Origin of the sequence: Pseudidiomarina tainanensis (assembly GCF_004214835.1) — a bacterium.
Taxonomy (GTDB): domain Bacteria; phylum Pseudomonadota; class Gammaproteobacteria; order Enterobacterales; family Alteromonadaceae; genus Pseudidiomarina; species Pseudidiomarina tainanensis.
This window is the reverse complement of the sequence record NZ_PIQJ01000001.1, coordinates 361,001-376,673: the sequence shown is the minus strand read 5'-3', so window position 1 is coordinate 376,673 and position 15,673 is coordinate 361,001. Positions and strand designations below refer to the sequence as shown.

Here is a 15,673-nt window from a genome sequence, read left to right as displayed (position 1 = left end):
ATTTTACGATTTAAAGGCCGAGTCGCTCTTTCCAATGTTTACGACAACAAGAGATGTAACGGTCATTGCCGCCGATAGCAATTTGATCGCCGGCTTTTACTGCGTTACCTTCGGCGTCAATGCGTAAATTCATGGTAGCTTTGCGACCACAAAAACAGATTGTTTTCATTTCCGCGAGTTTATCGGCTACGGCGAGCAACACGGCGCTACCGGGAAACGCCTTGCCAAAAGCGTCACTTCGAATACCGTAGCACATGACCGGAATATCTATCCGATCAACAACGTCAGTGAGCTGCCAAACCTGAGTTTCAGTGAGAAACTGCGCCTCGTCAATCAACACGCAATCAATGTGCTTACGTTGATGCCGCGCTTCAATCAAGGCGGCTAGGTCGGTAGTATTCGAAAATGCTAAGGCTTCCCGATCGATACCAAGCCGAGATGCAATTCGCCCATGCCCGGCCCGATCATCAATCGATGGTGTTAATAATAAAACGTGTTGCTCACGTTCTTCGTAATTATGAGCAACCTGCAGTAAGGATGTGCTTTTACCGGCATTCATTGCCGAATAAGTAAAATAAAGTGAAGCCATAGGTCGATATTCGTTATTAGTTATTGGTTATTCGAAGTGTCTTTCTAATATCTAATATCCAATAGCTAATATCCAACCTTTTTCGCCTTTCTTTTTGATATAATTGCTCAAATTAAAACAGGAGAAGCCCATGACAACACCTTATTCGCGCGCATTTTTAAAAGCCATGCCAAAGGCTGATTTGCATTTGCATTTAGATGGCAGTCTGCGCCCAGACGGACTAATTGAAATGGCGAAGCGAAGTGGTATCGAGCTGCCGTCGTATACAGTTGAGGGCTTGTACGACCTCGTTTTTAAAGAGTCGTATCAGAATTTAGGTGAGTACTTAAATGGCTTCCAATATACCTGCGCGGTACTGCGTGATATGGAAAACCTCGAGCAAGCTGCGTATGAGCTCGCGCAAGATAATATTGCCGAGGGCGTTATCTACATTGAGGTGCGCTTTGCGCCGCAATTGATGATGGACCCAGCTCGCGGTATCGATTTTGACACGGTGATGCACACCACCAACAAAGGCTTAAAGCGCGCTAAAGACGAATACAATGCGCAGGCCGATGTCCAAAATGGTACCAAACCGTCATTTGATTACGGCATTATTAATTGTGCGATGCGTATGTTCGGCAAGAAGGGCTTCTCGCCATACTACACGCAACTCTTCCAAATGTTACGTGATCATGAACCGAAGCAAGTGATTAAAACGGCGGCCATGGAAATGATCCGCGCCAGCGTTCGTCTGCGTGATGAAGAAGGCTTACCGATTGTCGGGCTCGATATTGCAGGTCAGGAAATGGGTTATCCAGCCCACGATTTCAAAGAAGTGTACGAATACGCCCATCAGAATTTCTTACTGAAAACCGTACACGCAGGCGAAGCCTATGGCGCCGAGAGTATTTTTGAAGCACTCACACAGTGTTATGCCGATCGGTTAGGTCATGGCTATTCGTTGTTTTCGCCTGAGATGATCCAAGCCCCCTCAATCACCAATAAAGAAGACTATGCGCGTCGGCTTGCATCATTTGTTGCCGACCGCCGCATTGCAATTGAAGTATGTATCACCAGTAATCTACAAACCAATCCAGAAATTGGTGATGTCGCTAATCACAACTTTAAGCACATGTATGCGAATCGCTTAGCCACTGTCATTTGTACCGACAACCGGCTGGTTTCGCGTACTACCGTGACACAAGAATATGAACTGGCGTTAAGCGCTGTTGACGTGCCGTTAAAACGTCTAAAAGACATGGTCGCATACGGCTTTAAAAAGAATTTCTTTGCCGGTGATTATATTGCGAAACGTGCTTATGCAAAACAGGCACTAGAGTACTTCGATAAAATCGCTGCAGAGCATGGGATAAGCTAAATCGACAAATGGTAAGAGGCGCAGATTTGCGCCTCTCTTCGTCTTATCCCTTGAATGTCAGCGCTTTAAAGTCATCGAATGTCATCGGCTTATGAAAATAGTAGCCTTGGCATACAACGTCTGTTGAAAGGCGTTGTAAGAAATCGAGTTGTTCTTTCGTTTCAACACCCTCAGCAACAATGCGTAATCCTAGGTGTTGCCCCATCGAAATAATCGTTTCAACAATCTTATCTTGGTTGGAATGGCCAATGCCTTGCACGAAGCCTTGATCAATTTTCAATTCATCAATGGCTAAGGTGGTCAGATAACTTAGCGATGAATAGCCCGTACCGAAATCGTCAATTGAAAACTGCACGCCAGTTTCCTTTAACGTTTTCATTTTCAGAGTAATATCCTGGATGTCATCAACGAGCAAATTCTCAGTGATTTCTAAAATAAGTCGGTTCGGCGAAACACCACTGCGCACGAGTTGTCGTTCAATAAAGTAGACAAAGTCATATTTACGGAAATGACGTGGGCTAATATTTATCGCAACCGTCAACTGTTCTGGTAATTGGGCGGCTATTTCTAGTGCGCGTGTGACAATCCACTTACCCAGCAACACAATAAGGTCACTTTTTTCAGCGATTGGAATAAACACTCCAGGCGATACGTGACCAAGTTCGGGATGCTGCCACCGACACAGTATCTCAATACCCACCAGAGTACCGTCTGGTAATTGCTGTGGTTGCAGATGCAATTGCAATTGCTCAGTGCCGATTGCGTCGCGCAGTGCCCGTTCAATTTCAAAGTACTGCTCCAACGCATAGCTATAAGACGGGTTATAAACCATCAACTGGTTGCCGCCATTTTCTTTGGCATGATGAACGGCGGTTTCGGCATGGCGAATGATCGACTCTGGCGTATCGCCATATTCAGGATACATCACCATACCCGCACTCGCTGTAACAATAATGCGTTCGCCGTCAACAAGCAGCGGCTTACTAATTTCGTCTAAAGCTTCTTTAATCAGCACTTGCGTGTGCGCAAGCACATGCTCACGCTCAGCAGTCGCAGGTAATAAAAGTGCAAACAGGTCGCCACCAAGATTACCGAGTGTTGCATTACTTTCGTGTTGCACAACCTGGCTGAGGCGATCTTTAATTGCGAGCAATACTTGGTCACCAAACTCAAAACCGCACACGTCATTGATACGTTGCAATCCATCAACATCCAACAAAACAACGGCGCCAAATTTTCTTGCTTCACGCGTTGTCAGTAGCTGTTGCAAAATTTCTGTGCATTTCGTTCGGTTTGGAAGTCCCGTTAGCACATCGAAATAGGCCAAGTAATTGACTTGTGCTTCAGCAGCACGGCGTTCGGTAATATTTTGTTTGCTCGCCAAATAATTAATGATCGTACCGTGCTCATCTCGCAGTGGTGAAATGGTCGCCCATTCGCGGTATTCACTGCCATCTTTACGCCGATTATACAGCTCACCCTGCCAAACTTTACCGTCAGTCAGTGCTCGCCACATTGATTCATAGGTCGATTTCGGTGTGTTTCCAGATGCCAATACTTTCGGATTGAGCCCGATTACTTCGTCGGCGGTATAACCGGTGATTTCAGTAAACGTTGTATTGACGTATTGAATACGCGCATCAAGATCGGTAATGACAATACAATCGCTACTTTGCTCTACTGCTGCAGATAAGCGGCGTAAACGACCTTCGTACTGCTCGCGTGCTTGCGCGGCATTCACCAACGCATCAGAAAGCAATCCAAGTTCGTTATATGCTTTTATTTTTACGTCACCAATTGGCTCACGCCGTGAAAATCGATCGAGTGCTGACACAATGGATTGCATCGGGCGCACAATCAGCGTTTGTAATCCGAGCCACAACAAGATGCCTAGTGTCGCCAAAACCATGACAAACACACTTAACTCCTGAACCGCTAGCATACTAAGCTGATACCAGGCGTCGTCGTGACGATATTCCACGACGAATAAATTTCGGCGTAGTGCAGCACTCAGTTCACCCGGTGGCACCACCGGTACAATCGCAACAAAATGCTTATGCTGAGAATGATATTCGATTGACGTTACACCTGAACGCGAGGCCGACTGAATTTTATCAATCGATAGTCGCTGTATAAATTCTGGTAGTTCTGGCGCAATTTGATTCATCGCATAGAAGCGCATCAGCTCGCCACTACTATCGAGCAAAAACGCTTTTTCAATACGCGGGTGAACATGCACCTCACTTAACAATTCCGGTACCGACTCTAATCGATTCAAACCAAACATTCGGTTGAGTGAACCTTGCGCAACCACCAACATCGAGCGTAATTCAAGTTCCGCTCGCTCAAATGCCTCCTCTTGTTGCGCACGGATAAGATAATGGCTCAAACTTGCCAAAATAATGAACGCAATCGCCACAATCGGCACGGTGATTTGTAGGCTCAAACGTTGGTATAGCGGTAGCTTCATCACAAAACACCTTCGCAAGGCGATAACATTTTAGGCGCATCAAATACGCCCGTTTCCTGTAAGTGAGCTGCGATTTGTTCACTAACCTCGGCATACCCCGTTTTAAAAAACTCACGACTCTGTTTAGTGTCATAAAACTTCAATTGTGCCATCGACATCGTCAGCTCTTCAGCTGATAAATCAGATAACTTCATCATCGCGTTGAAAATGTCTGAATTGGGAACTTGTGCTTGAGCCAACGCGGTATCCCAAGATGTGGTCACTAAAGGGAGTAAAAGATCGTGATACTGCTGCCAAGTCGCTTTTCGAACCACCACGGTGTCAATGATCTCGTCGGGTATCTCTCGGCTCGAAAAGATAACTTCTGCACCATGCTCCACCAAATTTTGGGTAAATGGCGCATAGGTCGCTATGACATCAACGAGGTTGGTGTTTAAAGCTGTTTCTTGTCCAGGTGGTAAGACAATCATCCGATTTACCCGCGATGGGTCAATGTCATGTTCTTCTAACCACCGCGATACCACATAGCGCGCCAGCGCGCTGTCTTCCATTCCGACTCGAATTGGGACCTCTGTTTTGAGCTGAGGAACAAAGTCTGGACGAGTCAAAATTGCATCTGCACCATCGGAACTCGAGAGCGCCAGCGCAATGCAAAAATCAAGATCGGTGCGCGAATTCAGACTAATGGCATTATCCAAACTCAACATAGCCACACTAGCGGCTTGGTTGGTTAGCATCCGAATGACACTAATATCTGATACCAACATGGTCAGATGGACATTGCTGGGCTGTTGCTCCGGATGCAGTATATGCTGGGCGTAGAGTGGTTGGTAACCTAACCAGGAATTACCTACAACATTGATCGACTCTTGCGGTGGTTGGCAACCAACAAGTAAAAATAGACTGAGGGCGGTGAACCATACATTTTTTTTCACGTAAACACTCCAAAAGCCACCCTCTCGGACAAATAACATTCGTTATAATATAACAAAGCGAACTGTTTGAAAGGAATTTTTGTTATTTACAGGTAATATAGTTTAGATTAAGACGAAATAAAGAAGAAGTGAGTCTGTATGGAAAAGAAAGAAACGCTAACCTCTCGCTTAAGTGCGATTATCGAGAGCTCCGGCGCTGGCACTTGGGAGTGGAACGTCCAAACGGGAGAAACGCGTTTTAATGCGACTTGGGCTGCCATTGTGGGTTATTCGTTAGAAGAGCTTGCACGGATTTCGATTAAAACTTGGGAAGCATTAAGCCATCCGGACGATTTAGCTGAATCAGGGCGACAGTTACAATTACACTTTAATGGCGATACGCCGACCTATCGGTGCGATGCACGCATGCGTCACAAGCAAGGCCATTGGGTGTGGGTGCGGGATACTGGCCAAGTTGTTTCATGGACGGCCGATGGCCAACCAGAATGGATGGCCGGCATGCACTTCGATATCACGGCGGAGAAACAAGCCGAACAGCAAGCTCGCACAACAGAGCAAAACTTACGGCGCGTGATTGACAGCTCGCCGACCACGATATTCGTGTGGGACATCGATACCGATAAATTACACCTCTACGGAGAACGCGTTGAGTTATTGCATGATAGCGACGAGACCATCATGAATGCCTCACGTTGGTGGCAACAAAATATTCACCCAGTTGATGGCAAGACGATGCTACCCAAGTTGCGGGAATGGGTAAAATCTTGCTCGGAACAGCCTTTATCACGCCGCTACCGCATTCGCGGCGCGAATGACCAGTACTATTGGTTGAAAGAGCGGATGCGGCCCGTGATTGAAGATGGTCGCATGAAACAGGCAATTGGTTCCATCATCAACGTCACTGAATCGGTGAATTTAGCCGAGCGACTCGAGGCGCTGTCAAGTTCCATTCCAGGAATGATTTATGATTATCATTGGTATCCCAATGGCCGCTCCTTCTTCCCTTATGCAAGCGAAGGAGTGCGACTTATTTACGGTTGCTCACCAGAAGATATTCAAACTGACGCATCGTTGGTGTTCAAGCGTATTCATCCTGATGATGTTGAACGCGTCACTGAAAGCGTCTTGAAGTCAGCTGACGAGCAATCTGTTTGGGAAGCTGAATATCGGGTTATTTTGCCCGACGTTGGTGAAAAATGGGTATCTGGACGGGCTACACCGATTCGATTACCTGACGGAGGTACCAGCTGGCATGGCGTAATTTTTGACGTTACGGCGGAGAAAAAGCTTGAGCTTGAGCTACAACAAAAGCAAATCACTCTCGAACGCGCTCAGGAGATTGGTCAGCTTGGTTATTGGACCTCGAAAATAGGCTTTGATGAATTATATTGGTCGAACAAGATTTATACTATTCTTGGGCTCGAACCGAACGCTATCGCGCCATCAGTCGAGGCCTTCCGCGACTTCGTTCATCCCGATGATCGAGAGTTTTTTGACACAAGTCTTGCAGCTGCAGAGGCGACTGGCACATACAACATTGAACACCGAATTGTTCGTGCTGACGGCCAGCTCCGTTGGGTGCATGAGCTCGCGAGTTTCTGCAAGATTAATAATGAAGACTATTTTGTTGGCACCATGCGAGACATTACGCAAGCCAAAGAATATCAAGCGCAACTTGAAGAACTGAGCGAAACAGACGAGCTAACAAAGCTCTACAATCGCCGATATTTTATGAGCCAAGCAAAGCTTGCCTATTACCATCTTGAGCGATTTAATCATCCGACAACGCTTGTGCTCATTGATATCGATCATTTCAAAAAAATCAACGATGATTTTGGCCATGATCTCGGCGACGTCGTATTGAAAACATTAGCCAATTACCTAAAACAAGCGGTTCGCCCATCTGATTTGGTTGCCCGACTCGGTGGTGAGGAATTCGTTTTGTTGCTTCATCAGACTGAGCTGCACCCTTCGTTACCGCGTCTCGAGGCAATTTTAAAGGGTATTAGCGAACTCGAAGTCAACACGAAAGGTATTCAAGTATCAGTCACAGCGACATTCGGAGTGACCGACATCAAGCCTGAGGATGTTGATGTTAGCGTTGCCCTCATACGTGCCGATCAGGCACTGTATGAGGGTAAACGAAAAGGCAGAAATCAAGTTGTCGTGAACTTGGCGAAGTACTGAGGAGCCTTTATATCATTCAGAACGGAATGTCGTCGTCGAAATCTTGGTCGGGCACAAACGGTTCTTGCTGTGGTTGTTGTGCCGGCTTCTGATTAAAGCTCTGTGCCGGCGCTTGACGCTGGCCACCTTGTTGACCACCGAAGCCACCTTGACCTTGACCACCTTGAGGCGCTTGACCACCGCCTTGCTGGCCACCGAAACCGCCAGATTGTTGTTGGCCGCCGCCGTAGCCACCTTGACCGCCACCTGGACGACCATCCAACATTTGCAGGTCGTTGATCACAATTTCAGTGGTATAACGCTCAACACCATCTTGACCTTGCCATTTACGTGTTTGTAAACGACCTTCCACATAAACCTTAGAGCCTTTTTTCAGATACTCGCCAGCAATTTCGGCTAAACGACGATAGGCAACGCAACGATGCCACTCGGTTTGCTCGCGCGGCTCACCAGTTTGCTTGTCTTTCCAAGTTTCGCTGGTAGCAACAGATAAGTTAGCGATGGCTGTATTATTTTGCGTGTAGCGCACTTCTGGATCGGCGCCTAAGTTTCCAATTAAAATTACTTTGTTGATGCCGCGACTGGCCATGCCATCTGCTCCTTCACTTGTCTTTTATGTTCAATGCTTATGTTCGGTATGAGGCTAAATATGCCTCTATTTCAGAATCATTGTAATCGGTTTTATGAACTTTTAAATACACTGTTTGCTCGGCGGCCACAATGCGAACTTCCTCAACACCTGCTACTTGACTGAGTTGCTCGGCTAAGCCATCAGCTTGGTCTGCAGTCAATTTATCGAGCGTGAAACTCACACTTTGCTGTTGTGGCGGTGGTTCCATGCCAAAGCTAATGACGAACCAGCATACTAGCAGTACCGTGCAGAAAATCCCAACACCTAACAAGCCAAAATATTGATAAATTGAACCACCAGCGGCGCCGCCAATAAACGCACCTAAGAACTGGAATGTGGCATAGATTCCGCTCGCACTGCCCTTGCGCCCAGCTGGTGCAAAGCGCGTAAGTGAGCTCGGTAATGTTGCTTCTAAGAAATTGAAGCCGGTAAAAAACAGCACAACAGCTATCGCCAAATAAGTCCAATGCGCTGGGATAAATACGATAACAGCTACCGCTAAGATAACTAAGGCAATAGCAACACGGAAATAGCGCGGTTGTTGCCGTTGGCGCTCGGCCTTAATCAGCATTGGGATCATAAACGCAAACGATGCAATTAACGTCGGCAAATACAACCAAGCATGTTCATCGGCAGCCAAGCCGCCGCGCATCAGTTGTAACGGTACTACGACGAAAAATGCGGTTAACACACAATGAAGTACCAATACGCCAAGGTTTAATCGCGCCAATTGCGGGTCTTTAAATAACTGACTCAGCTCGCTTTTCAGTGGAATCAAATCGCCGCGTGCGGACTTTTGCGCAACTTTAGGAACAGCCACAAGTAGCACGAAAATGCCGAAAACGGCACTGACAGCCGTGAAATAAAACAATCCGGATAAGCCAATTTGGGCACCAAGCAATGGCCCTAACACGAGAGCCAATGCGAAGGACAAGCCAATAAACATGCCTATTGTCGCCATGACTTTCGGGCGCTGCGAATCGCGGGTAATGTCGGCTGCCAAAGCTAAAATAGCAGCGGCAATTGCGCCCATGCCCTGCAACGCGCGGCCAATAATGACACCCACTAACGAATCAGCCCAAGCCGCCACCAAGCTGCCCACGGCAAACACAATCAGTCCACCGATGATAACAGGCCGGCGCCCAATTCGGTCGGACAGCATACCTAACGGAATTTGCAATAATGCTTGCGTTAACCCATAGGCGCCAATCGCTAAACCAATCAGCAATGGGGTGTAATCAGGGTACTGTTGTCCATAGATCGCAATAACGGGCATGATCAAAAACAGCCCGAGCATACGTAATCCAAACACAGCAGCTAAAGCACCAGAGGCGCGCCGCTCAATTGGGGTGAGTCGATTGTCTTGGTTTTGCTGTCGCATGAAATTCTCATAGCTGCAGGAAAAAATCGCTGGCCATTGTACCAGAAGGTACCGGTTGTGCGATAATACTCGTTTCATTCAATTGCTTGTCATTGGCAACGGAGAGTTGTAATTCTCATGGATAAAATAGAAATCCGCGGTGCCCGCACCCACAACCTGAAAAACATTAACGTGACCATACCCCGCGATAAACTGGTGGTCATCACAGGACTGTCCGGCTCGGGAAAATCTTCGTTAGCTTTTGATACGTTGTATGCGGAAGGCCAGCGCCGCTACGTCGAATCACTCTCAGCCTATGCGCGCCAGTTTTTATCGCTCATGGAAAAGCCGGATGTCGATAGCATCGAAGGCTTATCACCGGCAATTTCGATTGAGCAAAAATCAACCTCGCATAACCCGCGCTCAACCGTTGGTACCATTACTGAAATATACGACTATTTGCGCTTGATGTTTGCACGTGTTGGCGAGCCACGTTGTCCAACCCACAATGTGACCTTAGCGGCGCAAACCATTTCACAAATGGTCGACCAAGTATTGGCGTTGCCAGAAGGCGAAAAGCTGATGATTGTGGCGCCGATTATTCAAGAGCGTAAAGGTGAACACACCAAAGTTTTAGAAAACCTTGCCGCGCAAGGTTTTATTCGTGCTCGCATTGACGGCGAACTGTGTGATTTAAGTGATCCGCCTAAACTCGAACTACAGAAAAAGCACACCATCGAAGTGGTTGTTGACCGTATTAAGGTGCGCGAAGGGCTTGAGTTACGTTTGGCCGAATCGTTTGAAACCGCATTAGAACTAAGCGGCGGTACTGCGCTTGTGGTGCCAATGGAAAGCGATTCTCAGGTTGAGGATATTGTGTTCTCAGCTAACTTTGCTTGTCCACATTGCGGCTACAGCATGCAAGAGCTCGAACCACGATTATTTTCCTTTAACAACCCAGCGGGAGCTTGTGGGTCATGCGACGGCCTTGGCATTGAACAGTTTTTTGACCCAGCGAAAGTCGTGACGAACCCTGAGCTTAGCCTCACCGGCGGCGCGATTCGCGGCTGGGATAAGCGTAATTTTTATTATTACCAAATGCTGCAATCGCTTGCGCGCCATTACAAATTTGACCTCAATAAGTCATTTGCGAGCCTCGATGAGAAACACCAGAATGTGGTGTTGTTTGGCAGTGGCAAAGAAGAAATTGAGTTCACCTACATGAACGACCGTGGTGATCGCGTTGCTCGTACACATGCCTTTGAGGGCATCATTCCAAACATGCAACGCCGCTACCGCGAAACGGACTCGATGGCGGTGCGCGAAGATTTGTCGAAGTATCTTGCTTCACAACCATGCAAAAGTTGCGGCGGTACACGCTTACGCCAAGAAGCACGACATGTGTTTGTTAACGATACGACATTGCCACAAGTCGTTGAACGCTCGATTGGCGACGCACTCAAGTTTTTCCAAGAACTCGAGTTAGAAGGTCAGCGCGCCAAAATTGCTGAAAAGATTCTCAAGGAAATAAACGATCGTTTAGGCTTCCTCGTCAACGTTGGTTTGAATTATCTGAGCCTATCGCGCAGTGCCGAAACACTCTCCGGTGGTGAAGCTCAACGGATTCGCTTAGCTTCACAGATCGGCGCAGGATTAGTTGGCGTGATGTATGTCCTCGACGAGCCTTCCATTGGTTTGCATCAGCGCGATAATGAACGTTTGTTGAACACCCTCACACGTTTACGCGACCTCGGTAACACCGTGATTGTGGTTGAGCACGATGAAGACGCCATTCGCGCAGCAGATCATGTGATTGATATCGGCCCTGGTGCCGGTGTGCATGGCGGTCAGGTGATTGCGCAAGGCCATTACGAAGAAATTGTTGCCAACGAAGAGTCGCTCACCGGTGACTATCTCTCTGGCCGTAAAGCGATTGAGGTACCAGCAAAACGTCATCAGCCGGGCAAACAGTGGGTCAAGCTCAATGGCGCTTCTGGCAACAACCTGAAGAACGTCAATGCAGAAATTCCGGTCGGCCTAATGACCTGTGTAACTGGCGTATCAGGCTCGGGTAAATCAACGCTGATTAACGATACTTTATTCCGTATTGCGCACCGCGAGCTCAATAAAGCGACCGCTAATGAGCCAGCGCCTTATGAGAGCATCGATGGCATGCAATATCTCGACAAAGTGGTCGATATTGATCAAAGCCCAATCGGCCGTACTCCGCGTTCAAACCCGGCAACTTATACCGGTATTTTCACACCGATTCGTGAACTTTATGCCGGTACCGAAGAAGCGCGTTCGCGCGGTTATAAAGTTGGACGTTTCAGTTTTAACGTGCGTGGCGGCCGTTGTGAGGCGTGTCAGGGCGACGGTGTCATTAAAGTTGAAATGCACTTCTTGCCAGACGTTTACGTTCCGTGTGACGTTTGTAAGGGCAAGCGCTACAACCGCGAAACCTTGGAAATCAAATACAAGGGCAAAAGTATTCACGAAGTATTAGACATGACCGTTGAAGACGCGCGCGAGTTCTTTGCACCGATTCCAGCCATTGCGCGCAAACTACAGACCTTGATTGATGTTGGTTTGTCCTATATTCGTTTAGGTCAAAGTGCCACAACCTTATCAGGTGGTGAAGCGCAGCGGGTGAAACTTGCGCGTGAGCTCTCAAAACGCGATACCGGTAAAACGCTCTATATTCTTGACGAGCCAACAACCGGTCTGCACTTCCATGATATTCAGCAGCTGTTAACGGTATTGCATCGCTTGCGCGATCATGGCAATACCATCGTGATTATCGAGCACAACCTTGATGTGATTAAAACAGCAGATTGGATTATTGATTTGGGTCCAGAAGGCGGCTCTGGTGGCGGTGAGATTTTGACCGCAGGCGCACCGGAAGATATTGTAAAGTGCGAGGCGTCGCATACGGCTCGATTCTTAAAACCAATGTTAAGGTAACCATGACAGCAGATGTAATCAGTGGCGGCCAGTCCATCCACGCTCCGGATAACCTCAAGTCATTGCTGGAAAGTATTCTGCAGCAAGCCTTAACGGTGAACGATGGCAAAGTTGCTGATTACATCCCTGCCCTCGCCGAAGTCAAATCAGACTACTGTGCCCTGACGGTGGCAACGCTTGATGGCAAGGTCACTTCGGTCGGTGATTCAGATAAGTGTTTCTCAATTCAGTCGATTTCAAAAATCTTTGGTTTGATGCTCGCAATGGAGCGCTTCGGCGATCCACTTTGGGAGCGGGTGCAAATGGAGCCATCGGGCCAGCCATTTAATTCTATTGTGCAGCTGGAATGGGAAAAGGGCATACCACGCAACCCGATGATTAATGCCGGCGCGCTGTTGGTTAGCGACGTGTTAGTGAGTCATTACTCCGCCAGTAAGTCAGCGCTACTGAGTATGGTTCGCGGGTTATGTGGTAGCGAAGATGTGGCTGTTGATTCACGGGTACACGAGTCGGAACGCACCCACGGCGCGCGCAACGCCGCCCTGGCCTATTTGATGAAAAGTTTTGGCAATATCGAAGCTGACGTTGAAGAGGTTTTAGATCATTATTTTTGGCAGTGCGCATTAACGATGACGACCGAACAGTTAGCGCGCAGCTTGGCCTTTTTAGCCAACCGCGGCAAATGCCCTCGAAGCGGCGCACAAATCACGTCACATCGCGATGCACAGCGCATTAACGCGTTACTGAGTACCAGTGGTATGTATGACCAATCGGGGCAGTTTGCGTTTACTGTGGGGCTACCAGCGAAAAGTGGTGTAGGTGGTGGCATTGTCGCGATTGTTCCCGATTATGGTGTGATCACAGCATGGAGCCCACCGCTTAATAGCTACGGTAACTCAGCGCGCGGCATGTTCATGATTCGTGAATTAGCCAATCACTTAGGCTTAAGTGTTTATTAATCTGATGTATGGATTACCGCTGGGAGCTTAAAGCTTTTAAAAATAGCGTTTAGTTTGCCATTCTCTTTTAAACGCCGAATAAGCTTATCGACGTGGATTGCATCGACGTTTTTGTCTTTATTAATGACCGTGGCCATGTTGAACACGCCATATGGCTTGTTTGAAATGAGTAATTGTCGTTTCACTGCATCCGAAACCATTGCAGCAAGATACTCATCCGATAGCATGACGAGATCGAGACGCTCATTCAGTAACATTTGTAGATTCACGCGATGTGAATGCCCTAAATAAATGCCATATTTTTCTTCGAGAATTCGATGGTCTTTTTCGTTTGCTGCAAACGGATAGTGATAGCCCACGATACCGCCGAAACGCAGCCCTTTCATCTCGAAGAAGCGTTGATCACGATTAGGGTGCTGTAGCGCAACAAAGCGCTCTCTGCCCACCAGCAATGGCTTCGTAACATGAAGGTCTATATCCTCATCAGCCCAACCCCACGCAACGTCTTCAAACAACATCAAATCACAACACCCATCTGCGCTGAGCGCTAAATAGCGGGCATTCGGCGCAATCGGTTCAAGAGTGAACTGATAGTCTTGTTGAAGCTGATTTAACGCTTTAATGACTTCGCCAACCAAATGCGTCGGCATATTCTCAGAATAGTATGGTGGGTACTCGTAGGCGGCTACTCGAACCTGAATAGGCTCTGCGGTAGCTTTAAATATGAAACTGGCGAGAATGATGATTATTGTTATTAGATACTTCAACGCTTCGTTTACTCCGTTAACTCTTGTGTATCCTTCACACATCAGCGCTCAAAGTCAAGAGCGATATTAGCTATTAGATATTGGATATTAGAAGAGCGGTCTCGGACTTTCGTGTTTTCGCTAATATCTAATATCTAATAGCTAATAGCGCTTTTGCTTTTCAAAAACAAAAAAGGGAGCCGAAGCTCCCCTTTCTAAACAACCCGGCGTAGAACGCCGGGCTACGCATTAAGCGATGATCTTAGATACAACGCCTGCGCCTACAGTACGACCACCTTCACGAATCGCGAAACGAAGACCTTCGTCCATTGCGATTGGGTGAATCAGTTCTACTACGAACTTCAGGTTGTCGCCTGGCATTACCATCTCTACGCCTTCTGGTAACTGTACTGCACCAGTTACGTCAGTTGTACGGAAGTAGAACTGTGGACGGTAGCCTTTGAAGAATGGAGTGTGACGTCCACCTTCTTCTTTGGTCAATACGTACACTTCAGCTTCGAACTGAGTGTGTGGCGTGATTGAACCTGGCTTCGCCAATACTTGACCACGTTGGATCTCGTCACGCTTCGTACCACGCAACAAGGCACCGATGTTCTCACCTGCACGACCTTCGTCAAGCAATTTACGGAACATCTCAACACCAGTTACAGTAGTTTTCGTTGTATCTTGGATACCTACGATTTCTACTTCGTCACCAGTGCGAACGATACCGCGCTCAACACGACCAGTTACTACTGTACCACGGCCTGAGATTGAGAATACGTCTTCGATTGGCATGATGAACGGCTTGTCGATATCACGCTCTGGCTCTGGAATGTATGAATCCAATGCTTCTGCCAATTCGATGATTTTCTTTTCCCACTTCTCTTCGCCTTCCAAAGCTTTCAATGCTGAACCTTGGATTACTGGCAAGTCGTCGCCTGGGAAGTCGTACTCAGAAAGAAGTTCACGAACTTCCATCTCAACCAATTCCAACAACTCTTCATCGTCAACCATGTCACATTTGTTCATGAACACGATGATGTATGGAACGCCAACCTGACGTGACAACAAGATGTGCTCACGCGTTTGTGGCATTGGGCCGTCAGTTGCAGCTACTACCAAGATAGCGCCGTCCATCTGCGCAGCACCGGTGATCATGTTTTTAACATAGTCAGCGTGCCCTGGGCAGTCTACGTGTGCGTAGTGACGTGATGGAGTGTCGTACTCTACGTGTGAAGTTGCGATGGTGATACCACGCGCTTTTTCTTCTGGTGCGTTATCGATTTGATCGAATGCACGTGCTGAACCACCGTAGGTTTTCGCCAATACTGTGGTGATCGCAGCGGTCAGAGTAGTTTTACCGTGGTCAACGTGGCCGATAGTACCGACGTTAACGTGCGGTTTGGAACGTTCAAATTTTTCTTTTGCCATGACTTTTCCTTAACTTAAGTTAAAAGTCCGGTCCTAGG

General features: G+C 47.6%; 11 protein-coding genes. 4 read left to right on the top strand and 7 right to left on the bottom strand.

From position 1 onward, the window contains the following. Nucleotides 1-10: 10 nt before the first annotated feature. Complete coding sequence (locus tag CWI82_RS01870; RefSeq protein ID WP_130202478.1) at nt 11-589, bottom strand: thymidine kinase; 579 nt, start codon at nt 587-589, stop codon at nt 11-13. Nucleotides 590-719: 130 nt separating this feature from the next. Between CWI82_RS01870 and CWI82_RS01865 the strand changes: the two genes are divergently transcribed. Beyond that, entirely contained in the window at nt 720-1,949 is a 1,230-nt protein-coding gene (locus CWI82_RS01865; protein WP_130202477.1) for an adenosine deaminase family protein, read from the top strand. 43 nt (nt 1,950-1,992) lie between these two features. Here CWI82_RS01865 and CWI82_RS01860 read toward each other — a convergent pair whose 3' ends face one another. Both CWI82_RS01860 and CWI82_RS01855 read right to left on the bottom strand, forming a co-directional pair. Next, a complete protein-coding gene (locus CWI82_RS01860; RefSeq protein WP_130202476.1) occupies nt 1,993-4,419 on the bottom strand; it encodes a putative bifunctional diguanylate cyclase/phosphodiesterase in 2,427 nt (808 codons plus the stop codon). Beyond that, on the bottom strand, nt 4,419-5,354 hold the full coding sequence (locus CWI82_RS01855; protein ID WP_165383860.1) for an ABC transporter substrate-binding protein: 936 nt from the start codon (nt 5,352-5,354) through the stop codon (nt 4,419-4,421). The genes CWI82_RS01860 and CWI82_RS01855 overlap by 1 nt, the downstream gene beginning before the upstream one ends. A gap of 138 nt (nt 5,355-5,492) precedes the next feature. Here CWI82_RS01855 and CWI82_RS01850 point away from each other — a divergent pair, with 138 nt between their 5' ends. Continuing rightward, a complete protein-coding gene (locus tag CWI82_RS01850; RefSeq protein ID WP_130202474.1) occupies nt 5,493-7,541 on the top strand; it encodes a PAS domain-containing protein in 2,049 nt (682 codons plus the stop codon). A gap of 16 nt (nt 7,542-7,557) precedes the next feature. On the opposite strand, the gene ssb is transcribed toward CWI82_RS01850, so the two are convergent. Continuing rightward, nucleotides 7,558-8,130 carry a single-stranded DNA-binding protein gene (gene ssb / locus CWI82_RS01845; protein ID WP_130202473.1) on the bottom strand — a complete coding sequence of 191 codons (573 nt, stop codon included), beginning with the start codon at nt 8,128-8,130 and terminating at the stop codon, nt 7,558-7,560. Nucleotides 8,131-8,167: 37 nt separating this feature from the next. Next, complete coding sequence (locus CWI82_RS01840) at nt 8,168-9,553, bottom strand: MFS transporter (protein ID WP_130202472.1); 1,386 nt, start codon at nt 9,551-9,553, stop codon at nt 8,168-8,170. Between the two features lie 117 nt (nt 9,554-9,670). On the opposite strand from CWI82_RS01840, the gene uvrA reads away from it, so the two are divergent. After that, the gene (uvrA, locus tag CWI82_RS01835; protein WP_130202471.1) at nt 9,671-12,496 is read left to right on the top strand and encodes an excinuclease ABC subunit UvrA; all 2,826 of its coding nucleotides are present in this window, start codon (nt 9,671-9,673) and stop codon (nt 12,494-12,496) included. Between the two features lie 2 nt (nt 12,497-12,498). After that, complete coding sequence (glsA, locus tag CWI82_RS01830; protein ID WP_130202470.1) at nt 12,499-13,455, top strand: glutaminase A; 957 nt, start codon at nt 12,499-12,501, stop codon at nt 13,453-13,455. Here the strand turns inward: glsA and CWI82_RS01825 are convergent. Both CWI82_RS01825 and tuf read right to left on the bottom strand, forming a co-directional pair. Then, the gene (locus tag CWI82_RS01825; protein WP_130202469.1) at nt 13,452-14,222 is read right to left on the bottom strand and encodes a substrate-binding periplasmic protein; all 771 of its coding nucleotides are present in this window, start codon (nt 14,220-14,222) and stop codon (nt 13,452-13,454) included. The two genes, glsA and CWI82_RS01825, sit on opposite strands and share 4 nt — an antisense overlap. 228 nt (nt 14,223-14,450) lie before the next feature. Continuing rightward, complete coding sequence (gene tuf, locus CWI82_RS01820) at nt 14,451-15,635, bottom strand: elongation factor Tu (RefSeq protein WP_130202467.1); 1,185 nt, start codon at nt 15,633-15,635, stop codon at nt 14,451-14,453. Nucleotides 15,636-15,673 lie beyond the last annotated feature (38 nt).